This window comes from Thermohalobaculum xanthum, from assembly GCF_016623495.1.
In the GTDB taxonomy this organism is placed as follows: Bacteria; Pseudomonadota; Alphaproteobacteria; order Rhodobacterales; family Rhodobacteraceae; genus Thermohalobaculum; species Thermohalobaculum xanthum.
Genome location: NZ_JAEHHL010000001.1, coordinates 676,168 through 699,826 on the forward strand (window position 1 = coordinate 676,168; position 23,659 = coordinate 699,826).

Here is a 23,659-nt window from a genome sequence, read left to right on the forward strand (position 1 = left end):
TCAGCTTCCCCGTCGCCAGAGCGCCAGGGCCGGGACCATCGCGAGCATCAGCAGCCATCGCCCGATGTCGTGAAGGAGGAGCGCAGACAACGAGGCGTCCTCGGCAAGGCCCGAACGCCGAGCCGCCAGATGGCGGGAGACAGCTTCGGTATCGTGAGCATCGGTCAGAACGCCACCGCCCGCCGCAACGAGACGGCCGAGCGCCTCGGCATCCGCAAAGGGTACGCCTTGGGTCGCCGCGCCGCGATCCGGCTCAACCAGAACCGCGGAAAGCTTGCCGCCGACGTCGCGCACCCGCGTTGCTTCGCGGATCGCGCCGTCCCCTATCCCACCGCCATCCGTGATCAGCACGATGTCGGCAGTCCTGATGCCGGCAGCGCCCAGCCTCTCGCGCACGGCGGCAATCGCGCGATCGGGCCGGCTGCCCCTGACGGGCAAGGTCTCGGCATCGAGCACCGAGATCGGGGTCTCGAGCGTTGCGGGGTCATCGCTCGCCGGTCCGATCAGATAGGGCTCGCCCGCATAGAGCATGAGGCCGACGGGCCGGCCTGCCGCGCCGTGCAGCAGGGCCGCCGCGGCGGCCTGCGCGTCATCGAGCGAGCCGCCCTGTGTCATGGATGGCGACAGGTCCATCACGATCATGACCTCATCGAGATTTCGGAGGGCAGGCGCGCCCTTACGCTGGATGGCCGGCCCGGCGAGCGCGACGGCGACCCCGGCCGCCGCGGCAAGAGGCGCCAGCCGCAGCGCCACCGATCCCCCTTTTGCCATCTGGCCGATCTCGCGCATTGCCGCCAACAGGGCCGGGTCGATCACGCGCGACCAGGCGCCCTCCTCCGGTGTGCGATGCCACTGCCAGGCCGTCAGCAAGCCGATCACCGGCAGGGCCAGCAGCCACCAGGGACGCAAGAGCCAGACGGGATCCCCGCCGATCATGACTCGCGCCGGCGTAGTGCCAGGAGACAGGCAAGGCCAAGCGCGAGCGTCGCTGGCCAGGTCCAGTACTGTCGCTGGACCAGCAGGGGTGGTCGCAATGCCGGGTTCGGCTCGAGCGTGTCGAGCGCCGCCGCCATCGCATCGAGATCTTCGAGCGTACGGACCCGAAAGCTCTCGCCCCCGCTGGCGGCGGCGATGATCCGCAGCGTCTCGGCATCGACCGCATCGCGAGCGGCGGGCGCGCTTCCGAGATCCTGCGGACCCAGGGCAATGGTGTGTATGCGAATGCCATTCTCCGCCGCGAACGACGCTACTTCGCGTGGATCGATGCGACGCGCGGTATCGATCCCGTCCGAGAGCAGCACGACCACCCGTGTCTCGCCATCGGAACGCATCACTCGCTTCATGGCGAGGCCAAGCCCATCGGACAGGGCCGTCGACCGGCCGGGAATGCCGATCGCCGCGCCGCGGATCGCCTCGGCCACCGCATCGATGTCGAACGTGAGCGGCGCCGCGACATAGGGCCGATCGCCGAACAGCACCAGCCCGACACGATCGCCGCGCCGACTGGCGACGAAGCGTGCCGCCACCCGCTTGACCGCTTCGAGGCGCGAGATCGGGGCGCCGCCGAGCGAGAAGTCCTCTTTCTCCATGCTGCCCGACAGGTCGATCGCCAGCACGATATCCCGGCCCGACGCGGGGATCACGCCGGACGGCCCTGCCCGCTGCGGCCCCGCCAACGCGATGACGAGGCAGATCCAGAGCGCGGCATTCATCGCCCGATAGACGCGGTCTCTCCGCCGCGCGCCATCCGAGTCATCCAGCATCCCCGCGACCCCGGGCGGAAGGTAGAGCGCCATGGAACCGCCCGGGACAGGTGGCAGCACACGGCGCAGCACCAACGGCAACGGCAGGAGGAACATCGCGAGCGGTGTGGCAAGGCTCCACATCTCAGCGCCCGCGCGCCTGCCCGAGGATCCGCGCGTCGATACGGGCATGATCGACCGTCAGACCGGGACGATAAAGCGCCTCGCGCTCGCCCTGTTCGAGGGCGCGGCCCTGCTCGTGCAGGATCTCGGCCTGCCTCAGCAGCCGGAGCGGCGTGGGGAGGGTCAACAGGCGCGCCAGCCGCTCGCGAAGGTTCACGCGCGAAGGCTCCGTTCGCCGCAGGACCCGTCGGATCGGGAGAGAAATCAGCACGGCCAGCAGCAGCCCAAGGCCGAACGCCGCAACCATGTCCTGCGGTGCGACGGCAAGGAAGTCGTCGGGCAATCTCGGCGGCCGCAGGCGCGACGTCAGCTCAGCCGGGTCCATCCCGCAACCCTTCCAGCAGATTCTCGGCATCCGTATCCAACAGTCCGACCGTGCCCCGGACCGCCCGCAACCTTTCGATCCAGCCGCCCAGATGGTCGGCCTGCCCCGCAATCCGGCCGCGCCGAACTGCGCCCTCTTCCGAATAGTAGGAGAACCGACCGGGGGGGCGGTTGCGCTCGAAGGCATCGCGAAGAAGAAGCATCGCTATCCGACCGCGCCGCGCGAGCCTTGCGACATTTGCTTCCAGATCGGGGCCCGGATGGTCGAGGCTTGTCGCGCAAAGCACAGTCGACCCTGGCGTCACCCCTTTTGCGGCACGACCCAGCATCGCCCCAAGCGGCGGAACGTCCGTCGCAACGCCGCAGTGCGCGAGGGCCTTCGCATGCCCGTGCGCCAGCGCCTCGGCGACCGCCGCCATCCCTGCCACGCGCGTCCGAGGGCGCAGCGCCGTCAGGCCCCGATCGTCGATGATCGCGAGCGCTACCGCCCCGCCGCCGTCGACAACCCGCCACCCGGCTATGGCCAATGCCTCGGCCGCCGCGACCGACCGGAACCGCCGGCGGGTTCCCCAGAGCATCGGGCGGCGGAAATCCGCAACCAGCAGGACAATCCGCTCGCGCTCGTCGTGAAAGCTGCGGACGTGAAGCTCGCCGCGCCGCGCGGTCGCGGGCGCATCGATGCTGCGCAGCGGATCGCCTTCGACATAGGGCCGGATCTCACGGATGTCGCTGCCGCTGCCGGGGGCGGCGACCGACACGATACCGGGGCGATCCGCGGCTGGCACGGTGAGGTCCGGGGCGTGGCGCGCGACCTCGCGCAGCCCCATCAGATACGCCGCGTCGAAGCCCGCGCCAGTGCCGGTGCAATCTCGCGGCATCGTCCTAGTAGGGCCGAACATGATCGAGCAGGCGCGCGATGACGTCGCGCGTGGTCAGCCCCTCGGCCTCGGCCTGCCAGGTCAGCGCCAGCCGATGCGCCAGGATATCCGGGGCCAGATCGACGACATCCTCGGGCAATCCGTGATCGCGCCCTCTCAGATAGGCACGAGCCCGGACGGCCGCCGCAAGCGCAAGGCTGCCGCGCGGCGACACCGGATGCGCGATGTTTTTGCCAAGCTTGTGCGCTTCCCGCTCGCGCGTCGCGATCACCAGTCGCACGATATGGTCCTTCAGCGCGGGAGAGAGGTGAACCCTCGCCACGTCCTCGCGCGCCTTCAGCACATCCTCGCGCATCACGGGATGTGTCACGGGCAGCTGCTGCGTCAGCAGTTCGCTCTCGACCATGTCCAGGATCGCGAGTTCGGACGCCTTGCCCGGAAACGTCAGGTCGACGCGCATCATGAAGCGGTCGAGCTGCGCCTCGGGCAATGGAAAGGTTCCCTCATGCTCGATCGGGTTCTGTGTGGCGGCGACCATGAAGAGCTCGGGCAGACGCCGCGTCTCGCCGCCCGTCGTGACCTGACCCTCGGCCATCGCCTCGAGCAGGGCCGACTGCACCTTGGGGGGCGCCCGGTTGATCTCGTCGACCAGGACGAGCGCGTTGAAGATCGGCCCTGCGATGAAGTCGAAGGTCTCCGACCCTCGGCGAAACACCTGCATGCCGATCAGGTCCGCCGGCATCAGGTCCGGCGTGCACTGGACACGGCCGAAGGGCTCGGAGAGCGCCCCGGCAAGCCGCTTGACCGCGCGGGTCTTGGCAAGCCCCGGCGCGCCCTCGATCAGGACATGCCCGCCTGCCAGCAAGGCAATCAGCAATCGCTCGACCAGCGTCTCTAGCCCGACGAGCCCGGCGGAAATCTCTCGCGCAAGCCGGGGGATCGGCCGGTCGTCGATGGCCTCTCCGCTGTTGTCCGCGCTCCCGTCAACGCGATGGTCCATACCGAACCCCTTCTGCCGCCGTTACGCAGGACGACGCTAGCGCCGCGCTCCCCCTGCCGCCAGAGACGCATTCCCGATGTGGGCCGGGAAGATTTCCCGATCTCGGGGCACTTGAAGCGCGGCTCAGTCCTGCGCAGGCGGAATGGTCGCAACAACCTCGAATTTTTCTCCGCCCTGCTCGATGACAGTCTCACCCCCCAGGGCTTCGACCCTCTCCCGAATGCCGAGCAGGCCGAAGCCGGACGCCTCGTCCTCCTGCGGGTGGCCGACCGCACCGCCGCCATCATCCGCGACGGAGATCCGAACCAGTCCGCCCGCCGCAACCGTCACACTGACCGACACCTGCGACGGCGCCCCGTGACGCATAGCGTTCGTCAGGCACTCCTGAACGATCCGGTAGACCGAGAGCGAAACGTCCTCGGCAAGGCCGTTGCAATCGCCCGAGATGCTCAATGTGAACCGGGTTCCCCCGCTGCGCGCGCGCCAGCCATTCACCATCCGGGTCAGGGCCAGTTCCAGGCCAAGCTGGTCAAGTTCGGGAGGGCGCAGCCTGAACAGCGCCCTCTTCAGATCGTCCATCATGTCAGCCGAGATCTGCGAGATCGTCCGCGCGTCCTCGGCCAGCTCGGCATCGTCGGGATCGGCACGACGCTCGATCGCGGCGGCGATCGCGCGGGTCGCTGTCAGGCACTGGCCGAACTGGTCGTGCAGTTCGCGCGCGATCATGCGCCGCTCGTTCTCCTGAACGCTGAAGAGCTTTCTCGTCAGCGCCTTGCGCTCGTCCCGCCCCCGCGCGAGGGCCGATGCGATGTCGTTGTAGGCCCTGGCCAGCCGGCGGAACTCGAGCGCCCGGAAGAGCGGCAGCCTCTGGCTGAAGTCGCCCGTCTCGAAGGCGCGAAGGCCGTGCAGGATCTGCCGAAACGGTAACAATGCGTGCCAGATGACGAGCGCGCTGAGCCCACCGATCGCAGTCGTCATCACCAGCGCGACGCCGAGCAGGACACGCACCCGCGACCAGGCACGGCCATGCGCGGCCGTCGGGTCGAGATGCGCCGTAACCTCGCCATAGACGCGGTTGCGATAGATGACCTCGACCCTGGCTGGGCTGGGCGCATCCAGCAGGCCAGCGAAAATCCCACTGAACCATGCCGGTGGCGCGACCGCATCGGGATCCCAGGCGCCGCATCGACGGCGCTTCGTCTCGTCGGACTGGCCGAATTCGACGCAGACCCCCGGTGCGATCAGATAGGGGGCGGGATAGTCCTGCCAGTCGTAGAAGACGGGGCTGGGCGCGACGCCGCCAATGGATAGGCTCATCAGCCCGATATAGGTGGTGCGCGACCCGAAGAGCTCGGCCACGCGCTGCGCCGAGGCCTGCGCATCCCGGCGCAGCTCCGCCGCCGTATCGCGCACCAGCCAGAGGGTGGCTATTCCGAGACAGAGCGTGCCGACCAGCAGAATTCGAAGCGCGATGCCGACGACGAGGCTGCGTCCCTCGCGCCTCACAGTTCGACGAGGCCCGCAGCCAGCGCCTTGCGCATCAGGTCAATGTCGGAGCGCGCATCCAGCTTGGCGCGCAGTTGCGACACGACGTTCTGCACCGTCTTGGGCGAGAGCCCAAGCGCCTCGGCAATGTCACGCGCACGCGCGCCCGTTCCCATCAGTCGAAGGATCTCGGTCTCTCGCGGCGAGAGCGAGACGGCCCCGTTCCGCAACTCGGCCGTCACATCGAGCGCGATCTCCTGTGCGATGTCGCGCGACACGGCCCGTCGTCCGGCGGCGACCGCGGCGACCACTTCCAGCATCTCGTCCGGGGGGCTGCTCTTCGTTGCATAGCCGAGCGCGCCCGCTTCGAGCGACTTGAGGGCGAAGGCGGCTCCCTGATGCATCGAGATGACCGCGATCCGCGCGTCGCGCTGGCGCGCGAGGATCGCCCGCACCGCTTCGAGACCGCCCGCCCCCGGCATGGAGATGTCCATCAGCACGAGGTCGGGACGATGCGCCAGGAAGGCCGCAAGCGCGCCCCGCGTGTCGGCTGCCTCGGCGATGACGCGAAAGCCGGGGCGGCCATCGAGCAAACGACGATAGCCCGCCCGCACGACAGGGTGATCATCGACCAGCAATATCGCGGCCGTATCCAGTCAGCCCTCCCTGTGCCAGATACCGATCCGGAACACGATAACCGGGCCCGTGGCTGGCTGCCCCCCATTGGCGGCTCCAGCGTGAATGTTAGTGGATGATTGCGTCTTCGGCCATGCGAACTGACGCGGCCGTTGCGGGCGACAGCGCAATTTCGGGAAACCGGACCTTCGGAGCCGGTATGCGCCAGCCCGGAGCGGAGTACGGTCGGATGGCGTTACAGTGCCGCCGCCAAGCCTCGGTCCGGACCAGTGACGGGGTGAAGTCCACACTTTCAGCTCGGCTGGCACTACGGGTGGATCCGTGTAACGGGCGCGGGCCGACGATTTTCCGAAACCGCTGATACTTTGAGGAATGGGAGCAGCACATGTCCTACCTCCCACGAGGTGGATGCACTCACATGACACCGCGGCGGTAGCGATTTGCTCCCTACGAAATTCGTCCGATCACCTCGCGAGTGTGTTCACCTAACCTCGGCGGCGTGACCGGAGGTCGAACCGGCGTCTCGGACAGCTTCAAAGGCGATCCAACCAACCTCAAGCTGCCGTGGTTAGGATCAGGCACCTCGACCACCAGCCTGCGCGCCGCCACCTCGGGTGACTCCAAGGCCTCGCCGATACTACGTACCTTGCCTCCCGGCACGCCGTTGGCGCGCAGCCGCTCGATCCATTCTTCGGTCGGAGCAGCGGAGAACACCGCCTGCAAGCGAGGGATCAGCGTCTCGCGGTTCAGCACGCGCGCGCGGTTGGTCCGATAGCGGTCGTCCTCGGCCAGTTCCGGCATGCCGACCACCTCGCGGCAGAGCGTGCGGAACTGCCCATCATTGCCGACCGCGAGCGCCAGGGTGCCATCGGCCGTGTCGAAAAGCTGGTAAGGCACCACCGTCGCATGGGCATTGCCATAGCGCCGGCCGACATTGCCCGTCCCGAGATAGCCCGAGGCGATATTGGCCGTCAGCGCCACCGCCGAGTCGAAGAGGGCGATATCGAGGAACTGCCCCTGCCCCGTGCGACCGCGCGCGATCAGCGCGGCCAGGATCGCCTGAACCGCGTTCATCCCCGTCACGAGATCGGTGATCGCCACGCCATGCTTCATCGGGCTGCCGTCCGGCTCACCCGTGATCGACATGAGGCCGCTTTCCGCCTGGATGGTGAAGTCATAGCCCGGCTCGTCCGCCCGCGGGCCGGTCCGGCCATAGCCCGAGATCGCGCAGTAGATGAGCCGCGGATTCACCGTGCGCAGCTGCTCGTAACCGAGGCCGAACCGCTCGAGCGTGCCGCGGCGGAAGTTCTCGACGAGGATGTCGGCCTCCTTCGCCAGCGCCAGCGCGGCGGCACGGCCCTCGTCGGTTTTCAGGTCCAGCGCGACCGATTTCTTCGAGTGGTTGCAGCACTGAAAATAGGTCGACTCGCCGCCGATCTCGGGCGGCATCCAGCCCCGCGTGTCGTCGCCCCGCTCGGGCGGCTCGATCTTCCAGACCTCGGCCCCCAGATCGGCCAGGGTCTGTGTGCACCACGGCCCGGCCAGCACGCGCGAGAGATCGAGAACCCGGATTCCTTCCAACGCCATCATCGCGGGCCTCATGCCGACAGCATGTGGAGACCGGCGCCCAGATGCGCGGCGCCGTCGATCTGGATCAGCTGGCCGGTCATCAGCCGACCAGCCGAACTAGCGAGAAAGGCCACCAGTTCGGCCACGTCCTCGGGCGGCGTCGGCTCGCCCATCGGCGTCGCCGCGACCAGGTTGTCGAGCAGCTGGCGCGCCGCCTCGTCCGCCAGGCCAGATGTGACGACGGTTCCCGGCCCGATGCAGTTCAGCCGGATCCCGTCCTTCGCCCATTCGAGCGCCAGCGTCCGGGTCATACCCAGGACCCCCGCCCGCGCGGCGATGGAATGGGCAAGCCCCATGCCGCCCCTGTCGACGCCCGAGAGAGAGATGCTGACCACCGCACCCTTGCGCGCCTTCAGATACGGATAGGCTGCCTTCGTCACCGCGAAGACCGCGTTCAGGTTCAGATCGATGACCGAGTTCCAGCCCTTCTGGCTGATACCAGTTGCAGGGGCGAAGAACTGGCCGCCCGCATTGTTGACGAGCAGGTCGAGCCCGCCCTCGCCCGCTTCGGCCACGATGGCCTCGATCGCGTCGGTGTCGCGGACATTGCAGGTGCGGAAGTCGAAGCCACCCGGCAACCCCGCCGCCAATTCCGCCGTGTCGGCCAGTGGCGCCTCGCGGCGGGCTACGCCCGTCACCGACATGCCAAGCGCGCAGAGCCTAAGCGAGATCGCCCGCCCGATCCCGGTACCGGCCCCGGTGACCAGCGCCCTCGCGCCGCCGAACAGGCCATCGCGCAGCACCTCGGGATTGGTTGGCTCGGTCATGAGATCAGCTCCTGTTCGATTTCGCGGCGCCGAGGTCCGGCGCGGGGCGGCGAGGCAGTCGTTCGCCGGAGAAGAGGGCGGGAAAGGCCGGGACATGCTCGCCGCTCGGCAGACGGGTCGTGACGGCGTCCGGGCGCAGCGCGCGGATTGCCTCGATCGCCTCGGCCGGCGCGCGGACCGCGCCTGCAGGGATGCCGAGGCGCGCCATCTCGGCCAGCACCTCGTCGCGCGGGCGGGCCGAGGTCCAGGCTTCGACCTGGGCATCGAACTCGGCGGCGCGGGCGAGGCGTTCGGAATAGCCGGCCTCCTCGCCGCCGACCACCGGCCTCAGCTTTGCCCAGAAGGGATCGAGCCCGGCATAGATGTAGCAATGACCGTCCGCGCAGGCGTAGACGTTCGAGGGAGCCGCCGCCCTGTCGCGGTTTCCCGCTGGGGCCTCGAGCCTGCCGCCCTCGCTGGCGATGATCGCGGCTGGGCCCAGCATGACCGCGGCGGCAACCTCCATCATCGAGACATCGACCGTGACCCCGCCCGCGCGCTTGCGGTCGGCGAGCGCCATGGCCGTCGAGATTCCGGCGAAGAGGCCCGAGAAGAAATCCACGGGCCACGAGGTCGAGACCCGCGGCGTGCCGTCCTCGGCCCCATTGAGCGCGGCGAATCCGCTCTCGCACTGTGCGATGGTGTCCATGCAGGTGCGCCCGTCCTGCTGGCCGAAGCCCGAGACCAGCGTGACGACCAGATCTGGAAAGTTCCGGCGCAGGGCCTCGGCGTCGAGACCGAGCCGCGCCAGGGTCGCGGGCGCGATGTTGCAGACCAGCGCATCGGCCGAGCCAAGCAGCCGGTCGAGTTCCGCGCGCCCGCCCTCGGCGCCGATGTCGAGCACCTGACTGGCCTTCGAGGTGTTGAAGCAGCGGAAATAGCCGCTGCCGAACTCGGTGCCGACCAGCGCGCGCGTGCCGTCGCCGCGCGCCGGCTCGATCTTGATCACCTCGGCGCCGAAATCGGCCAGAAGCTGCGCGGCAGTCGGACCGGCGATGAACTGCGACAACTCGACCACGCGGCAACCGGCTAGGGGCTGGGGAACCGGCATCCGGCCTACTCCTTCACGACGCGCTTGGCCTTGTGGACGGTGCGGGGCAGCGAGCCGGGCGCCAGCACCTCGATCTCGAAGCGCACGCTCAGCTTGTCGCGCAGGAGGGTGCCAAGCGATTGCCGCACGCCCTCGATATCTCCGCTCGCCGCCTCGACCCGCAGTCCGACGCCCCTCAGCATCCCCGTGTTGGGGTCCTTCATCTCGTCGCGGACGACGAGGACATACTCGTTCGTGGTGTCGGGATGAGCGCGCACGATGTCTTCGACCGCGGTCGGGAAGAGGTTGACGCCCCGCACGATCAACATGTCGTCGGCCCGCCCGAGCACGCCGCCCGGCAACCGGGCATGGGTCCGCCCGTCGGGCGCCACGCTGCTGTCGCGCACCACCACGTCGCCGGTCCACCAGCGCACCAGCGGGCAGGCCTGCTTGTCGAGATGGGTCAGCACCAGCACCCCGCGCTCGCCATCGGCGACCGGCTCGTTGGTCTCGGGGTCGAGGATCTCGACATAGACGAAGTCCTCGGCCAGCGTCGGGCCGAGCTGCAGCGCCGTGTCCCAGCCGATCGGCTGAGCTTCGAGCGCGCCATAGCAGTCGAACATCTTCGCGCCCCAGAGGCGCTCGAGCCGCTCGCGCGTGCCCGGCACGCTCGCGCCCGGCTCGCCGCCCACCATCACCATCTCGACGGACGAATTCGGCAGGTCGACGCCCATCTCGATCGCCGCCTCGGCGATATGCGCCATGAACGAGGGCGTGCCGATCACCGCGCGCGGGCGATATTCGACTATGGTCTCGACCTGACGCCTTGTGTCGACCGAGCCGCCGGGGATGACCATCGCGCCCAGATGCTGCGCCGCGAGCGAGGCGCCGAGCCCGCCCACGAACCAGGAATAGCCAAACATGCAGTGGAAGATGTCGCCGCGCCGCAGGCCCTGCGCGTAGAGATACCGCGCATAGACATCCGACCACCGCCGGATATCGGAATGCGACCAGAGCACCGGCGCCGGGCGCGACGTGGTGCCGGACGAGAAATGCACCCGCGCCGCATCGGCCATGTCGATCGCGCGAAAGGTGCCGAAGGGCGGATCGGCCGCGAGACCCGCCACATAGTCCGCCTTTCGGGTCAGGGGCAGCGCGCGCAGGTCAGCAAGGCTCCGCAGGTCGCCCGGCGCAAAGCCCGCCGTCCGGAACACCTCGCGATAATGCCCGCTGGTCTGCCCGACGCGCTCGAGCTGCCGGCGGAGCGCGTCGAGCTGGAAGGCCTCGATCCGGTCGCGCGACCAGAGCTCGATCTCGTCCCAGACCTCGGCCGAGTGGGGGGCCTTCACGGCAGGCATCATCGTTCTTGCTCCTTCAGGATTCCGCGCATGGCAAAGCCGGTGAGGTTCTCGGCGATGGCCTCGAGGTCCTCCTCGGTCTGCAGGCGGCGGGGGCGATACCAGATGGTCAGCCAGTTGAGCGCCCCGAAGAACGGCTTCGACAGCATGCGCGCCGGCAGGTCGACGAAGACCCCCTGGCGCGTGCCCTCGTCGATCACCTCGCAGAACATCTGCTCGTAGTCGTCGCGCAGCCGCACGATGTCGCGCATCGCCTTGGTGTGGCGCGTGCCGGTCGAGCTGATCACATGCGTCTCGAGACCCTGCACCGAGACCTTCTGCATCGGCAGGTCGTGGAGCAGGATGTCGACATGGGCGCGCGCCATCCGCTCGAGCCGTTCGCGCGGCGTGCCGCCCCCGCGTGCGATCGGCTCGATCAGGTCGATCAGCTTCTGCATCGCGTTGATCTGCACGTCGAAATAGATCTCGGCCTTCGAGCCGTACCAGTGATAGACGCGCCCCTTGGTCGCCCCCATCCGCTCGGCGATCGCGTCGATCGAGGTCGCGCGATAGCCGAGATCCATGAAGAGCTCTGCCGCCGCGCGGATGATCTCGCGGCGAGGGGCGTCGTCTTCGATCGGCGTGGCCCTGGTCTTGGTCATGCAGCCTCCTCGACCTCCTTCTGGATCGCCCGGCCGAGGACGAGGCGCTGGATCTCGGAGGTCCCCTCGTAGATCTCGAGCACCCGCTGATCGCGGTAGAGCCGCTCGGCCACACAAGGTTTGCAATAGCCGAAACCGCCCCAGATCTGCACTGCCACGTCGGCTCCGCGATGCGCGACCTCCGAGCAGTAGAGCTTGGCCATCGCGCCCAGATTGGCGACATCGCGTCCCTGGTCATAGGCGCGCGCGGCCTCGTAGAGCATCATCCGCGCGGCCGAGATCTCGGTCGCCATGTCGGCCAGCTTGAAGGAGATGCCCTGGTTCTCGATGATCGCCTTGCCGAAGGCGCGGCGCGAGGCCGCCCGGCTGGCCGCCTCGCGATAGGCGCCGAGCGCAAGGCCCAGCGACTGCGCCGCGACCATGATCCGCCCGACATTCAGCGTCTGGAAGGCCAACCTGAGGGCGCGGTTCGGCTCGCCCACGCGGGCCTCCTCGGGCACCACGATGTCGAGCTTGAGGTTCGAGGTCTGCGTGCCCCGCAGGCCCATCTTGTCCGAGAGCTCGTCGATCGTCGCGCCCTCGGCCTCCCTGTCGACCATGAAGGCCGAGATGCCGCGCCCGCCCGCCGCCGGGTCGGTCTTGACGAAGGTGACGTAGTAGCGCGACGCGCCGCCATTGCCGATCCAGTACTTCTCGCCTCTCAGGCGCCAGCCGTCACCCTCCTGCACGCCGGTCGCCTCGATCGCCGCGGCGTCCGAGCCGGTCGAGCGTTCCGAGAGCGCGAAGCTGGTCCCCACGCCCCTCGCCATCTCGCCGAGATAGAACTTCTTTTGATCCTCGCGCCCCGCCAGCAGCACCGGGAAAGCGCCGAGTTGCAGGGCGCAGAGGATCGCGGCCGTGGACGAGCAGCCCATGCCGACCGTCTCGACCACGGCGACGGTCTCGGTCAGGCTCGCGGCCCGGCCGCCATAGGCCTCGGGGATGAACATGCCGGCAAGGCCATGCTCCGCCATGACCTCGATGCTCTCCCAGGGATAGCGCTGCTCGCGGTCCAGTTCCTCGGCCAGGGGCGCGAAGTGCTTCTCGGTCAGGCCTGCGGCCAACTTGCGCCAGGACGCGGCACCGGCGTCCAGTTCGGGTTCCCAGATTACCGGCATTCGGTGGCTCCTTCTTCGATCTGAGTGTCCTGCTTCGCGCCTGCAGGGCCGAGCCGCGCGATCAGCGCGCGCACCGCCTCGTAGAGGCCGCCGGGCAGGAACGAGAGTGTCAGGATGAGCGCCGTCCCCAGGATGATGCGGTCGACATAACCGCCGAAGGACATGAACTTTTCCTGCGCCAGGATCAGGGCGACCCCGATCAGCGGCGCAAAGAGCAGCCCGCGTCCCACGATGACCACGGCGGTCAGCATCAGGATCAGGAAGTAGGGGGAAAGCACGTCCGCGCTGATATAGGCGCGCTGATAGGCATAAAGCCACCCGGCCGCCGCCGTGATCGGCGCCGAGACGAGGAAGACCATCAGCCGCGTGCGCTGCGGATCAATGCCCGACATGGTGGCGAGCCGGGGGTTGAGATGGACCGTCATCGCCGCCTTGCCGAGACGCGAGCGACGGAAAGCCCGCACGATCCAGAGCACGCCGAGCAGCATGACATAGGCGACCGGCCAGAGATCCTTGTCCGTCACCGCCCGGTACGAGGCCACCCCGAGATCGAGCTTGAAGAGCGGGATACCCGTCAGCCCGTCCGAGCCGCCGAGGAACGCCCAGTTCTCGGCCAGCGTCAGCGCGACCACGCTGACCGCATAGGTGACGAGCGAGAACACGAACTCGCGCAGCCTGAGCGTGATGAGGCCCACCACCCCAGCCAGCAGCATTGCCACGCCGATGCTCGCCACCAGCGTTGCGATCGGCCCGAGCCCGAGGCGCACCGAAATGATCCCCGTTGCATAGGCACCTGCGGCGAAAAAAACCGGATGGGCGAGCGAGACCTCGCCAAGGTCCGAGACGATCAGATCCAGCCCGTAGGACATGACTGCGAAGATCGCGATCAGCACGAAGGCGCTGTAGACTGCGCCCGAGCCACCGAAGAGCGCGGGCAGGAAGTAGCCCGCAACGGCCAGCACGGCGAGCATGGCAACCTGAAGACCGATATTCATCTCAGTGCCCTCCCCCCGGCTTTGCGGCCAGCCCGCCGGGTCGCAGCACCAGGACCGCGATCAGCACCAGGAATGCCGCCGGGGTCGTGTAGGCGGGCGAGACCAGCGCGCCGAAGAACGCGGTGAAGAGCCCAAGCGAGATCCCGGCGATATAGCTGCCCCAGACGCTGCCGATCCCGCCCAGCACGACGACCACGAAGGTCATGATCACCTCGTCGAAGCCCATCGAGGTCAGGATGGGCGTGCGCGGCCCGATCATCGCACCCGCCAGCGCAACCGCCGCCCCCTGGAAGGCGAAGACGCCGAAATAGACCTTGCGCACGTCGATCCCGGCGAGGAGCGCCAGTTGCGGATCCTCGGCCACCATGCGTGCGAGCCGGCCAAGCCGCGTCCGGTCGAGCACCAGCTTCAGCGCCACGAAGACAAGGATCGTCACCACGACGATCGCCACGTCCTGCCAGGTGAACCACAGATCGTTCCAGTAGACGTTGCGCGTCGAGAACGGCGTGTCGAGGATCTGCCCGGTCGAGCCGAAGACCAGCGCCGCGACGCCATGCAGCACATGACCAAAGCCCAACGTCACGATCATGATCGAGACAAGATCCTGCTTCAGCGTCAGCTGCAGCATGACCCGCTGCATCAGGAAGCCGACCGCGATGCCGACCAGCATGGTGAACGGAATGGCCAGTGCATAGGGCAGGCCGAACTCTGCGATGGCTGCCCAGGTGACGAAGGCGCCCAGCATGTACATCTGGCCATGCGCGAAGTTCACCAGCCGCGCCACGCCCAGCAGCACCGTCCAGCCGATCGCGACCAGCGCAAAGCTGTGGCCGAGCACCAGCCCGTTGATGATCTGTTGTCCGACGTTCATGCCTGCTGCGTCCCCAGATAGGCTTCGGCGATGCGCGGGTTGTCGCGCATCTCGCCGGCGGTTCCCTCGAGCACGATCCGCCCGCGCTCGAGCAGGATCATCCGGTCGACGACGGCGATCGCGGCCTTGACGTTCTGCTCGACCAAGAGGACCGAGAGCCCGTCGCGGCAGAGCTCGCGCACGGTGTGGAGCACGGTCGAGACCAGCTTCGGCGCCAACCCGATCGACGGCTCGTCGAGCAGCAGCGCCTTCGGCGCCAGGCGAAGCGCACGACCGATCCCCAGCATCTGCCGCTCGCCCCCCGAAAGCTGCGAGCCGAGATGGCCGCCCCGCTCCTTCAGCCGCGGGAAGAGTGAGTAGACATCCTCGGCCGAATAAGCGCGGCGGTCCGGCCCCGGATCGGTCGCGCCCTCGGCCAGGTTTTCCTCGACCGTCATGGTGCCGAAGATCAGCTTGCCTTCGGGGATCAGCAGCAGCCCCTCGGCCACCCGGCGGGGTGTCGGAAGCGCGGACACATCCTTGCCGTCCAGCAAGACGCGGCCCGAGACGACCGGTTTGCCGCGCGACCAGCCGAGCGTCGCATTGACCAGCGTGGACTTGCCCGCTCCGTTTGCGCCAACCACCCCGACAACCTCGCCCGCGCCGAGCGAGAGGCCATCGACCGCCAGCACGCGGTTGCCCCCGTAGCGCACCGTCAGATCAGCGATTTCCAAAACTCGCGCGCTCATTCCGACCGCCCCAGATAGGCGTCGAGCACGGCGTCATTGGCCTGGATCTCGGCCGGCGTGCCCTCGGCGAGCATCCGCCCCTGATCCAGCACAACGATGCGATCCGCGACCGACATGATCAGGTCCATGTGATGTTCGATGACGACGATGCTGAGCCCGTCGTCGCGCAGCGCGCCGAGAAGCTCGACCAGCGCGCGCATGTCCTCGCCGCCCAATCCGGCGGCAGGTTCGTCCAGCATCAGCACCTTGGCTCCGCCGCCATGCGCGAGCGCGATCGAGAGCATGCGCTGCGTGCCATAGGGGATTTCGGTGGGGTATCTGTCGTGAAACCGCGGCTCGACCCGCATGCGCGCCAGCTGCGCGGCGGCGGCGGCCCTCGCATCGGCGGCGCGGCGACGCTCGGCCAGCGGCCGGAAGATGCAGCCGGGGAACGAGGTCCCCCAGTCATCCTGCAGCACGGCGACCATGTTCTCGAGCACCGTCAGGTGGTCGAAGAAGGCGTTCTGCTGGAAGGCCCGACGCAGCCCGCGCGAAGCCAGAGCATGGGCGGGTACCTTGGTCACGTCCTCGCCGTCCAGGACCACCCGGCCCGAGCGGACGACCAGATTGGTCACGGCGTCGTAGCAGGTGCTTTTGCCCGCGCCGTTCGGGCCGATGATGCCCAGGATCTGGCCGGGCTCGACCTGCCAACTCACCCCGGCAAGCGCCTCGAGCGCCCCATAGCGCACACCCAGCTCCTCGACGCCGAGGATGGGGGGTGTCGTGCGGGCCGCGACGGACCCGCACTGCATGTCAGCGACGACGGTCATCACTGACCGGGGCGCACGACGATCTTCTCGTCGACGACGTCGAAGAGATAGTGGCGGCTCGCGAGCTGGCCGTTGTCGGCGAAGGTGATGTCGCCCAGGATCGTGCCGCTGAACGAGCCGCCGCGGATCCGCTCGGCGATCGGCGTCTTCTCGAGGCTCTCGACCTCGTTCGCCGCCATCGCCCAGACCTGAAGCGCCAGCGCGCCGAGCGCCATGAACTTGTCGGGCGTTTCCTGGAACTTCTCCTCGGTCTTGGCGATGAAGCGCTGATTGGCCGGATAGGTCGAGAAGGGCTCGATGCCGGGGAAGTAGATATCCGCCCCGATCAACCCGTTCGCCGCCGGACCGGCCACGCTGATGACGCTTGGCGCAATGGTGCCGACGGCGGCGACCAGTTCGCCCGGCAACTGCACGGCATGGGCCTGGCGGATGATCGCCGGCATGCCCAGTCCTTCGTTCGCGTTGATCGCGATGGTCACCTCGGGGTTTGCACTGCGGACATTCGTCAGCGCGACCCGGAAGTCGGCCTGGTCGAAGGGAAACTGCTCGACGGCAACGACCTCGTAGTTGTGGCCGAGCGACTTGAGCGCACCCTCGATCGAGGCCTGCGCCCCCTGCCCGTAGGCGTCGTTCTCGGTCAGGAAGGCGACGCGCGAGAAGCCCTTGTCGGCGATGTACTTCGCAATCACCGTGCCATCCTGGGCGTTCGAGCTGTTGAGCCTGATCGCCAGCGGATTGCCTTCGCCCGACAGGATCGGGTCCGCCTTCGAGATCGCCGTGATGTCCAGGATGTCCGCGCGGCTGATCACCGGCTGCATGGCCAGGGTCACCGGGCTGTTCCAGCCCTCGATGATGACCGACACCTCTTCCGAGATAAGCTCGGAGGCCCGCGAGACCCCGACGGCCGGCGTCGATTCGTCGTCCCGGATAAGCAGTTCGATCGGACGGCCGAGCACGCCGCCATCCTCGTTGATCATCTCGGCCATGGCGGCCATCGCATGGCTGATGTGCTGTCCCTGCGGACCCGCACCACCGCTCAGCGGAAAGATCACGCCAACCTTTACCGGATCGTCCGCCGCCTGCGCCGCGCCGATCATTCCGCCGACGGCCAACGCAGCCGCGGCAACAACCTTCCTGAGAGTCATCCCTTATCCTCCCGTTGCTGTTATTTATCGCTGCATACTAATTGGTATGTTCCAGTCGGTCAACAAGCTCGCCGGGAGAAATCCTGCGCGTCAGAAGCCTCGACCCAAAACGCCCGACCCCCGCGCTCCTCAGACGCAGACCGATCCGGCCCCAAGAGATGCGGCAAGTAAGACTTTTATCGTTTATTTATATCATATTATAAAAATATCTTCCGAGAGAATGGCGCGCCAGGTAAGCGTTTTCCATCAGCTCCGGCGAGCCTACAGGTCGCCTTCCGAGCGCCGGGATCAAGAGAAGCGCCGCGGACCGGGAAGTAAGATTCGCGCAAGGCCGCTTGCCAAGATACCGTATGGTATGTAGCCTTCGCCGCAATCAACGGAGGAATCGCCATGCCGGACAAGAACGCCGATCCAGGCGTCGGCACAGAAATCCACGGCGCCGTACGGGTCATTCGAATCGACAGGCCGGCCGCGAGAAACGCGCTCAACCCCGCGCTGCTCGACGCGCTGGCCGAGGCATTCGATGCCGCAGGACGCGACAGCGCTCTACGCGCCATCGTCATCACCGGCGGCACCGAGGTATTCTCGGCCGGCGCCGATATCGACGCGCTTGGCGGGCATACGGCGGCGACCTACCCCGGGTCGGTCAATCGCCGCGCCTTTGACGCGATCCGCGCCACGCCCCTGCCGGTCGTCGCGGCGGTGGCGGGCTACTGCCTCGGCGGCGGTTGCGAGATCGCACTCGGCTGCGATCTGATCGTCGCTGGCGACACCGCGATCTTCGGGCAGCCCGAGATCAATATCGGCATCATCCCCGGCGCCGGAGGCACCCAGCTTTGGGCGCCGCGCACCGGCGCCGGCGCGCAGGCCGAGGCCGCGCTCACCGCCCGCACAGTGGACGCGTGGGAGGCTCGGCGCATCGGCCTCGTCGACCGGGTGGTGCCGAGCGCGCATGTCATCGACGCGGCCCTGCACCTCGCGCACGAGATTGCGACCAAGGCACCGCTGGCCGCCCGCGCCGCCAAGAAGGCGATGCGCGCGCCCTGGTCGGCGCCCCTCGGCGCCAGTCTCGACGCCGAGGTGCAGATCATGTCCGGCCTGCTCGCCAGCGCCGATGCGCATGAAGGGGTGGCGGCCTTCCTCGAGAAGCGCCGGCCGCGCTTCGAGGGGCGGTGAAAATGGGCTCCTCGGCTGCAACCCTCTCCATCGCGCCCGGCACCGGCGACGCCGATCTGGCCGGAGCGATCCGCCGCGCCCTTCGTGACCGCGAGGCGACGGCCCTGTCGCTGCAGGGCGACGTGGCAGCGGGCACCGATGACGCGCAGGCCTTTGCCCGCTGGGTCATGATGCTCGCAGACGCGCCCCTGCCCGTCGCGGTCGCAGCGGGGGGCGAACTGGGTCCGCGCGGGCTTGCGCTCCTGCTGCTCGCCGATATCGCGATTGTCGACGAGACGGCGGCGATGCCCAACCCTACGTCGACGCCTGCTCTCGCCGCCCTCGCCGCGCGTGCCCTTGGCCCGGTGGGCGCCCGTCGCCTCGTGTTCGGCGCGGCAGACCCTGTCGCCACGCTGGTTGCCTCGGGCCACGCCGAACGCACCGCCGACCCTGAGGCTGCGATGGCTGCCCGCATCGCCGCGCTTGGCTCACCCGCCGAGGCGCGCCGCCGTCGCGCCGCGCTCAATGCCTCGCGTCACCTGAATTTTTCCGAGGCGCTCGACTTCGACCTCTGGTTCCACACGGGAAAGGATGCATGATAACGGACTCCCGCTTCGACGGCCCCGGGCCGGACAGCCGATGGCAGGCCGCGCTGGCCGAGGGCCGCTTCCTGATCCAGCGCTGCGCGCCATGCGGCGCGGCCCAGTTCCCGCCCAGCCTCGCCTGTCGCAGCTGCGGCGCAGCCGCCCCTGCCATGGTCGAGGCAAGTGGCCGGGGCACGATCTACAGCACGACCACGGTGCGCAAGCGTGACGGCAGTCACAACGTCTCGATCATCGATCTGGCTGAAGGAGCCCGCATGATGAGCCGCGTCGAGGGCGATCCCGACCGGGTACGCATCGGCCGGCCGGTCGCCGCGCGCATCGTGACGACGGAAGACGGCGCTCCCTTGGTGGTCTTCGACATCGTGGGGGCCGCGAAATGAGCGATCCGCACCGCGGCACCACCGCCGTTATCGGCACCGGCATCACCAATCGCTGGGACGCGCCCGGTTTCAGCGCCTTCGACCAGTTGCAGGAGGCCTCGATCCTGGCGCTCGAGGACGCGGGGCTGAGCCTCGGCGATGTCGACGGCCTTTTCTGCGCCATGTCGGTGTCGGGCCTGCCGGTCCTGAACGTGGCCGAGAAGCTGGGGCTGAACATTCGCCATGCCGACGGGACGATGGCGGGCGGCTCGTCCTTCATCTTCCACATGCGCTCGGCCATGGCGGCGCTGAACGCCGGGCTCTGCGATGTGGCGCTGATCGCCTATGGCTCGAACCAGCGCAGCGCGGGCGGGCGGCTCGTGCCGATGCCCGACCCGCAGCCCTACGAGGCACCCTACAAGGCGCTCTACCCGATCTCGAGCTACGCGCTTGCTGCCCAGCGGCACATGCACGAGTTCGGCACGACGCGCGCGCAACTGGCCGAGATCGCAGTCGCCGCCCGAAAATGGGCGCAGCTCAATCCCGCGGCATTCGAGCGGGATGACCTGACCGTCGAGGACGTGCTGGCGTCTCGCATCGTGAGCGACCCGCTCAGCAAGGCCGATTGCTGCCTGGTCACGGATGGCGGCGGGGCCCTGGTGATGACCCGTGCCGACCGGGCGCGCGATCATGCAGCGCCTGCGTACCTCCTCGGCGTCGGCACGGCGGTCAGCCACCGCCAGATCGCGGCAATGCCCGACCTCACGACCAGTTGCGCGGTCCAGTCGGGGCGCGAGGCCTATCGCATGGCAGGGCTCGGCCCCGGCGAGGTCGACCATGTCATGGTCTATGACGCCTTCACGATCTGCACGCTGATGTTCCTCGAGGATCTGGGCTTCTGCGCCAAGGGCGAGGGCGGGGCGTTCTGCGCCTCGGGCGCCATCGCGCCGGGCGGCAGCCTGCCCGTCAACACCAATGGCGGCGGCCTCTCGTGCAATCACCCCGGCATGTACGGGATCTTTACCGTGATCGAGGCGGTCGAGCAGCTTCGCGGCCGCTGCGGCGCGCGGCAGGTGGCGGGCGCCGAAGTCGCGCTCGCCCATGCCAATGGCGGAGTTCTCTCCAGCCAGGCAACCGCAATTCTCGGCACGGCCGCGACAATCTGAGGAGAAGAGAAGATGGGCGGACTACTCGAAGGCAAGGTCGCGATCGTCACCGGCGCGGGCCAGGGCGTCGGCCGGGCCGTCGCCGAAGGGCTGGCGACCGAGGGCGCGAAGGTTGTCGTCAACGATATCGGCGTCACCCTGACGGGCGAGAGCGAGAACCCCTCAGCCGCCGAGGAGGTCGCAGCCGGCATCCGCGACCGTGGCGGTGAGGCCGTCGGCAACCGCGAGTCGGTCTCCGAGCCGGATACGGCGCTCCGCATCGTCGAGGACGCGATCGACAGCTTCGGGCGCATCGACCTCGTGGTGAACAACGCGGGCATCCTGCGCGACGCGATCTTTCACCGGATGGCGCCCGACCAGTGGCAGGCGGTGATCGACGTCCATCTGAAGGGCAGCTTCCTCGTGAGCCGCGCCGCCGCCCAGCATTTCCGCCAGCAGGAGAGCGGCGCCTTCGTGCACATGACTTCGACCGCCGGGCTGATCGGCAATTTCGGCCAGGCCAACTACATGGCGGCCAAGCTGGGCATCGTCGGACTCAGCCGCGCCATCGCGATGGACATGCAGCGCTTTGGCGTGCGCTCGAACTGCATCGCGCCCTTTGCCTGGAGCCGGATGGTCAGCTCGATCCCGACCGAGACCGAGGCCGACAAGATCCGCGTCGCCAAGCTGAAGCAGATGACGCCCGAGAAGATCGCGCCGATGGTGGCCTTCCTCGGCTCGGACGCAGCGAAGGGCGTGTCGGGCCAGGTCTTCGCCGTGCGCAACAACGAGGTCTTCCTGATGAGCCAGCCGCGCCCCGTGCGCTCGCTCCACCGGGGCGAGGGGTGGACCGCGGCCGCGCTGGCCGAGCAGTTGCCCGGCGCCTTCGGCCCCTCGCTCACGCCGCTCGAGCGCTCGGCAGACGTCTTCAGCTGGGATCCGGTCTGATGGCGATCGACCCCGAAAAGCTGCTGGCGCTCGAGTTCCCGGACATCCGGCACGACTACGACTGGCGCGACTGCATCCTCTACGGTCTGGGCCTTGGCGCCGGGATCGATCCGCTCGACGAGGGCCAGCTGAAATATGTGGACGAGACCAAGCTCGTCGCAGCGCCGACCATGGCCAATGTGCTGGCCTATCCGGGCTTCTGGATGCGCGATCTCGAGACTGGGATCGACTACCTGCGCGTCGTGCACGGCGAGCACGAGACCGAACTGCACCGCCCCCTGCCGACCAGGGGAAGCGTGATCGGCCGCTCGCGCATCGTCGGGCTCGCCGACAAGGGCGCGGGCAAGGGCGCCCTCGTCTATGTCGAGCGCCGGATCTTCGACGCCGAAAGCGGCGAGGACTACGCCACCATCCGCCAGACCGTGTTCTGCCGAGGCGACGGCGGTTTTGGCGGCTCGCCCGAGCCGCTCCGCAAGCCACACCCCCTGCCCGACCGCGCGCCGGATCGCAGCGTCGAGATGCCGACCCATCCACAAATCGCGCTGATCTACCGGCTGAGCGGCGACTGGAACCCGCTGCACTCCGACCCCGCCACGGCCAGGGCGGCGGGCTTCGAGCGCCCGATCCTGCACGGGCTGGCGAGCTTCGGCATCGCGGGCAACGCCCTGGTGGGGGCATGCTGCAGCGGTGACCCGGCACGCCACCAGCGCCTTGCGGGCCGGTTCTCGGCGCCGGTCTTCCCCGGCGACACGATCACCATCGACATCTGGGACGAAGGCGCGGGGACGGCCGCCTACCGGGCCCGCGTCGCGACCCGCGACGCCGTCGTCATCAACAACGGTCTTTTCACCTTCCACGAGGCCTCGGCATGAACTTTCACCTGACCGACGACCAGCTTGCCCTGCGCGAGACCGCGCGGAAATTCGCCCAGACCGAGCTGCCCGCCCTCGCCAACGAAGTCGAGGAGACCGGTCATCCGGTGCCGGAGGACTGGCTGCACCGCTACGCCGAGATGGGCTTTCTCGGTATCAACACGCGCGAGGAGCATGGCGGCCTGGGCCTGCCGCTGCTCGATGCGCTAATCGTGCTCGAAGAATTCGCCAAGATCTCGGTCGGAGTGGCCTTCCCGGTCTTCGAGTGCTGCACCGGCCCGGTCCGCATCGTCGAGGCGCATGGCGAAACAAGCCTTACATCCCGAGTGATGCCGCAGATGCTGTCGGGTGACATGCTGGTGGCGATCACCATGTCCGAGCCCGACGCCGGGACCGCGCTGACCGACCTGCGCACCCGCGCCGTGATCGAGGGCGACGAGATCGTGATCAACGGCACCAAGCGCTGGTGCTCGGGCGCCGGTCACTCGCAGGGCTATGTCGTTTTCTGCCGGTTCGGCGACGCGCCGGGGGCCAAGGGCATCGGCGCGGTCTTCGTCGACCGCGACACGCCGGGCCTGAGCTTCGGCGCGCAAGAAAAGCTGATGGGCTTTCGCGGCGTGCCCTCGGCCGACATGACGTTCGAAAATGTGCGCGTGCCGCGCTCCCACCTGCTGGTCGAGGCGGGGGGCTTCGCGAGCCTCATGGGCCTCTTCAACATCGAGCGGCTCGGCAATGCCACCATGGCGCTCGGCGTAGCGGCGGGTGCACTTGAGCAGGTTACAACTTATGTGCAGGAGCGCGCCCAGTTCGGGAAGCCGATCATCGACTTCCAGGCGGTGCAGATCCGGCTGGCCGAGATGGCGGTGAAGGTCGAGGCCGCGCGCCTGCTGATCCACCGCGCCGCGGCCAATGCCGGAACTGGCCTGCCTGACCCGCTCGAAGCCTCGATGGCCAAGTGCTTCGCGAACGAGATCACGCGCGAGGTGACAGCGGCGGCCATGCAGCTGATGGGCGGCTATGGCTATGCCCGCGAATACGGCATGGAGCGGCGCCTCCGCGACAGCTATGGCTGGGGCATCGCGGGCGGCGCCATCGACATCCAGAAGGTGAACATCGCCGGCGCCCTGGTCGGTCGGCGCTTCAACCAGCGCGCCTGAG

25 protein-coding genes are annotated in these 23,659 nt (G+C 68.3%); 7 read left to right on the plus strand and 18 right to left on the minus strand.

The window, feature by feature from the left end; all coding sequences use genetic code 11:
• The 18 genes from H0I76_RS03185 to H0I76_RS03270 form a co-directional block, all read right to left on the minus strand.
• Complete coding sequence (locus H0I76_RS03185; RefSeq protein WP_200606938.1) at nucleotides 1-936, minus strand: VWA domain-containing protein; 936 nt, start codon at nucleotides 934-936, stop codon at nucleotides 1-3.
• Nucleotides 933-1,886, minus strand: coding sequence for a VWA domain-containing protein (locus tag H0I76_RS03190; RefSeq protein ID WP_200606940.1), 954 nt, complete (start codon nucleotides 1,884-1,886; stop codon nucleotides 933-935). Before H0I76_RS03190 ends, H0I76_RS03185 begins: the two co-directional genes overlap by 4 nt.
• Before the next feature lies 1 nt (nucleotide 1,887).
• Entirely contained in the window at nucleotides 1,888-2,250 is a 363-nt protein-coding gene (locus H0I76_RS03195; RefSeq protein WP_200606942.1) for a hypothetical protein, read from the minus strand.
• Nucleotides 2,237-3,127 carry a DUF58 domain-containing protein gene (locus tag H0I76_RS03200; protein ID WP_200606952.1) on the minus strand — a complete coding sequence of 297 codons (891 nt, stop codon included), beginning with the start codon at nucleotides 3,125-3,127 and terminating at the stop codon, nucleotides 2,237-2,239. The genes H0I76_RS03195 and H0I76_RS03200 overlap by 14 nt, the downstream gene beginning before the upstream one ends.
• Before the next feature lie 4 nt (nucleotides 3,128-3,131).
• On the minus strand, nucleotides 3,132-4,127 hold the full coding sequence (locus tag H0I76_RS03205) for an AAA family ATPase (protein WP_200606964.1): 996 nt from the start codon (nucleotides 4,125-4,127) through the stop codon (nucleotides 3,132-3,134).
• A 123-nt stretch (nucleotides 4,128-4,250) separates the two neighbouring features.
• On the minus strand, nucleotides 4,251-5,633 hold the full coding sequence (locus H0I76_RS19655; RefSeq protein WP_200606966.1) for a sensor histidine kinase: 1,383 nt from the start codon (nucleotides 5,631-5,633) through the stop codon (nucleotides 4,251-4,253).
• On the minus strand, nucleotides 5,630-6,250 hold the full coding sequence (locus H0I76_RS03215) for a response regulator (protein WP_200606968.1): 621 nt from the start codon (nucleotides 6,248-6,250) through the stop codon (nucleotides 5,630-5,632). Before H0I76_RS03215 ends, H0I76_RS19655 begins: the two co-directional genes overlap by 4 nt.
• Nucleotides 6,251-6,695: 445 nt before the next feature.
• Nucleotides 6,696-7,835, minus strand: a complete 1,140-nt coding sequence (locus H0I76_RS03220) for a CaiB/BaiF CoA transferase family protein (protein ID WP_200606970.1) — start codon at nucleotides 7,833-7,835, stop codon at nucleotides 6,696-6,698.
• A gap of 11 nt (nucleotides 7,836-7,846) precedes the next feature.
• Nucleotides 7,847-8,644: an SDR family NAD(P)-dependent oxidoreductase gene (locus tag H0I76_RS03225; RefSeq protein WP_200606973.1), complete on the minus strand. Its 798-nt coding sequence runs from the start codon at nucleotides 8,642-8,644 to the stop codon at nucleotides 7,847-7,849.
• Nucleotides 8,645-8,648: 4 nt separating this feature from the next.
• A complete protein-coding gene (locus H0I76_RS03230) occupies nucleotides 8,649-9,734 on the minus strand; it encodes a CoA transferase (RefSeq protein WP_200606976.1) in 1,086 nt (361 codons plus the stop codon).
• A gap of 5 nt (nucleotides 9,735-9,739) precedes the next feature.
• The gene (locus H0I76_RS03235) at nucleotides 9,740-11,071 is read right to left on the minus strand and encodes a phenylacetate--CoA ligase family protein (protein WP_200606978.1); all 1,332 of its coding nucleotides are present in this window, start codon (nucleotides 11,069-11,071) and stop codon (nucleotides 9,740-9,742) included.
• Nucleotides 11,071-11,712, minus strand: a complete 642-nt coding sequence (locus H0I76_RS03240) for a TetR/AcrR family transcriptional regulator (protein ID WP_200606980.1) — start codon at nucleotides 11,710-11,712, stop codon at nucleotides 11,071-11,073. Before H0I76_RS03240 ends, H0I76_RS03235 begins: the two co-directional genes overlap by 1 nt.
• The gene (locus tag H0I76_RS03245) at nucleotides 11,709-12,869 is read right to left on the minus strand and encodes an acyl-CoA dehydrogenase family protein (RefSeq protein ID WP_200606989.1); all 1,161 of its coding nucleotides are present in this window, start codon (nucleotides 12,867-12,869) and stop codon (nucleotides 11,709-11,711) included. The genes H0I76_RS03240 and H0I76_RS03245 overlap by 4 nt, the downstream gene beginning before the upstream one ends.
• Nucleotides 12,860-13,864 (minus strand): branched-chain amino acid ABC transporter permease, encoded by a 1,005-nt coding sequence (locus H0I76_RS03250; protein ID WP_200606991.1) that lies wholly within the window; start codon nucleotides 13,862-13,864, stop codon nucleotides 12,860-12,862. The genes H0I76_RS03245 and H0I76_RS03250 overlap by 10 nt, the downstream gene beginning before the upstream one ends.
• Before the next feature lies 1 nt (nucleotide 13,865).
• Nucleotides 13,866-14,735: a branched-chain amino acid ABC transporter permease gene (locus tag H0I76_RS03255; protein WP_200606994.1), complete on the minus strand. Its 870-nt coding sequence runs from the start codon at nucleotides 14,733-14,735 to the stop codon at nucleotides 13,866-13,868.
• Nucleotides 14,732-15,463: an ABC transporter ATP-binding protein gene (locus tag H0I76_RS03260; protein ID WP_200607003.1), complete on the minus strand. Its 732-nt coding sequence runs from the start codon at nucleotides 15,461-15,463 to the stop codon at nucleotides 14,732-14,734. Before H0I76_RS03260 ends, H0I76_RS03255 begins: the two co-directional genes overlap by 4 nt.
• Nucleotides 15,460-16,272, minus strand: a complete 813-nt coding sequence (locus tag H0I76_RS03265) for an ABC transporter ATP-binding protein (RefSeq protein ID WP_200607018.1) — start codon at nucleotides 16,270-16,272, stop codon at nucleotides 15,460-15,462. The genes H0I76_RS03260 and H0I76_RS03265 overlap by 4 nt, the downstream gene beginning before the upstream one ends.
• On the minus strand, nucleotides 16,272-17,417 hold the full coding sequence (locus H0I76_RS03270) for an ABC transporter substrate-binding protein (protein ID WP_200607020.1): 1,146 nt from the start codon (nucleotides 17,415-17,417) through the stop codon (nucleotides 16,272-16,274). The genes H0I76_RS03265 and H0I76_RS03270 overlap by 1 nt, the downstream gene beginning before the upstream one ends.
• A gap of 390 nt (nucleotides 17,418-17,807) precedes the next feature.
• On the opposite strand from H0I76_RS03270, the gene H0I76_RS03275 reads away from it, so the two are divergent.
• From H0I76_RS03275 to H0I76_RS03305, 7 genes are read left to right on the plus strand one after another with little or no spacing between them, the layout of a single operon-like run.
• Nucleotides 17,808-18,593: an enoyl-CoA hydratase/isomerase family protein gene (locus tag H0I76_RS03275; protein ID WP_200607022.1), complete on the plus strand. Its 786-nt coding sequence runs from the start codon at nucleotides 17,808-17,810 to the stop codon at nucleotides 18,591-18,593.
• A 2-nt stretch (nucleotides 18,594-18,595) separates the two neighbouring features.
• On the plus strand, nucleotides 18,596-19,171 hold the full coding sequence (locus H0I76_RS03280) for a hypothetical protein (protein WP_200607024.1): 576 nt from the start codon (nucleotides 18,596-18,598) through the stop codon (nucleotides 19,169-19,171).
• Nucleotides 19,168-19,557, plus strand: coding sequence for a Zn-ribbon domain-containing OB-fold protein (locus H0I76_RS03285; protein WP_200607033.1), 390 nt, complete (start codon nucleotides 19,168-19,170; stop codon nucleotides 19,555-19,557). Before H0I76_RS03280 ends, H0I76_RS03285 begins: the two co-directional genes overlap by 4 nt.
• Entirely contained in the window at nucleotides 19,554-20,702 is a 1,149-nt protein-coding gene (locus H0I76_RS03290) for a thiolase (RefSeq protein WP_200607035.1), read from the plus strand. Before H0I76_RS03285 ends, H0I76_RS03290 begins: the two co-directional genes overlap by 4 nt.
• A gap of 12 nt (nucleotides 20,703-20,714) precedes the next feature.
• Complete coding sequence (locus tag H0I76_RS03295) at nucleotides 20,715-21,629, plus strand: SDR family oxidoreductase (RefSeq protein ID WP_200607037.1); 915 nt, start codon at nucleotides 20,715-20,717, stop codon at nucleotides 21,627-21,629.
• Nucleotides 21,629-22,501, plus strand: a complete 873-nt coding sequence (locus tag H0I76_RS03300) for a MaoC/PaaZ C-terminal domain-containing protein (RefSeq protein WP_200607039.1) — start codon at nucleotides 21,629-21,631, stop codon at nucleotides 22,499-22,501. Before H0I76_RS03295 ends, H0I76_RS03300 begins: the two co-directional genes overlap by 1 nt.
• Nucleotides 22,498-23,658: an acyl-CoA dehydrogenase family protein gene (locus H0I76_RS03305; protein ID WP_200607041.1), complete on the plus strand. Its 1,161-nt coding sequence runs from the start codon at nucleotides 22,498-22,500 to the stop codon at nucleotides 23,656-23,658. The genes H0I76_RS03300 and H0I76_RS03305 overlap by 4 nt, the downstream gene beginning before the upstream one ends.
• Nucleotide 23,659: the final 1 nt, after the last annotated feature.

Bases quoted from the DNA above. Each gene is read 5' to 3' on its own strand.
- H0I76_RS03290 (WP_200607035.1), top strand. From the start codon at position 19,554: ATGAGCGATCCGCACCGCGGCACCACCGCCGTTATCGGCACCGGCATC.
- H0I76_RS03240 (WP_200606980.1), bottom strand. From the start codon at position 11,712: ATGACCAAGACCAGGGCCACGCCGATCGAAGACGACGCCCCTCGCCGC.
- H0I76_RS03295 (WP_200607037.1), top strand. From the start codon at position 20,715: ATGGGCGGACTACTCGAAGGCAAGGTCGCGATCGTCACCGGCGCGGGC.
- H0I76_RS03205 (WP_200606964.1), bottom strand. From the start codon at position 4,127: ATGGACCATCGCGTTGACGGGAGCGCGGACAACAGCGGAGAGGCCATC.
- H0I76_RS03270 (WP_200607020.1), bottom strand. From the start codon at position 17,417: ATGACTCTCAGGAAGGTTGTTGCCGCGGCTGCGTTGGCCGTCGGCGGA.
- H0I76_RS03185 (WP_200606938.1), bottom strand. From the start codon at position 936: ATGATCGGCGGGGATCCCGTCTGGCTCTTGCGTCCCTGGTGGCTGCTG.
- H0I76_RS03250 (WP_200606991.1), bottom strand. From the start codon at position 13,864: ATGAATATCGGTCTTCAGGTTGCCATGCTCGCCGTGCTGGCCGTTGCG.
- H0I76_RS03190 (WP_200606940.1), bottom strand. From the start codon at position 1,886: ATGTGGAGCCTTGCCACACCGCTCGCGATGTTCCTCCTGCCGTTGCCG.
- H0I76_RS03245 (WP_200606989.1), bottom strand. From the start codon at position 12,869: ATGCCGGTAATCTGGGAACCCGAACTGGACGCCGGTGCCGCGTCCTGG.
- H0I76_RS03285 (WP_200607033.1), top strand. From the start codon at position 19,168: ATGATAACGGACTCCCGCTTCGACGGCCCCGGGCCGGACAGCCGATGG.
- H0I76_RS03265 (WP_200607018.1), bottom strand. From the start codon at position 16,272: ATGACCGTCGTCGCTGACATGCAGTGCGGGTCCGTCGCGGCCCGCACG.
- H0I76_RS03275 (WP_200607022.1), top strand. From the start codon at position 17,808: ATGCCGGACAAGAACGCCGATCCAGGCGTCGGCACAGAAATCCACGGC.
- H0I76_RS03255 (WP_200606994.1), bottom strand. From the start codon at position 14,735: ATGAACGTCGGACAACAGATCATCAACGGGCTGGTGCTCGGCCACAGC.
- H0I76_RS03305 (WP_200607041.1), top strand. From the start codon at position 22,498: ATGAACTTTCACCTGACCGACGACCAGCTTGCCCTGCGCGAGACCGCG.
- H0I76_RS03195 (WP_200606942.1), bottom strand. From the start codon at position 2,250: ATGGACCCGGCTGAGCTGACGTCGCGCCTGCGGCCGCCGAGATTGCCC.
- H0I76_RS03220 (WP_200606970.1), bottom strand. From the start codon at position 7,835: ATGGCGTTGGAAGGAATCCGGGTTCTCGATCTCTCGCGCGTGCTGGCC.
- H0I76_RS03235 (WP_200606978.1), bottom strand. From the start codon at position 11,071: ATGCCTGCCGTGAAGGCCCCCCACTCGGCCGAGGTCTGGGACGAGATC.
- H0I76_RS03230 (WP_200606976.1), bottom strand. From the start codon at position 9,734: ATGCCGGTTCCCCAGCCCCTAGCCGGTTGCCGCGTGGTCGAGTTGTCG.
- H0I76_RS03225 (WP_200606973.1), bottom strand. From the start codon at position 8,644: ATGACCGAGCCAACCAATCCCGAGGTGCTGCGCGATGGCCTGTTCGGC.
- H0I76_RS03280 (WP_200607024.1), top strand. From the start codon at position 18,596: ATGGGCTCCTCGGCTGCAACCCTCTCCATCGCGCCCGGCACCGGCGAC.
- H0I76_RS03260 (WP_200607003.1), bottom strand. From the start codon at position 15,463: ATGAGCGCGCGAGTTTTGGAAATCGCTGATCTGACGGTGCGCTACGGG.
- H0I76_RS03300 (WP_200607039.1), top strand. From the start codon at position 21,629: ATGGCGATCGACCCCGAAAAGCTGCTGGCGCTCGAGTTCCCGGACATC.
- H0I76_RS03200 (WP_200606952.1), bottom strand. From the start codon at position 3,127: ATGCCGCGAGATTGCACCGGCACTGGCGCGGGCTTCGACGCGGCGTAT.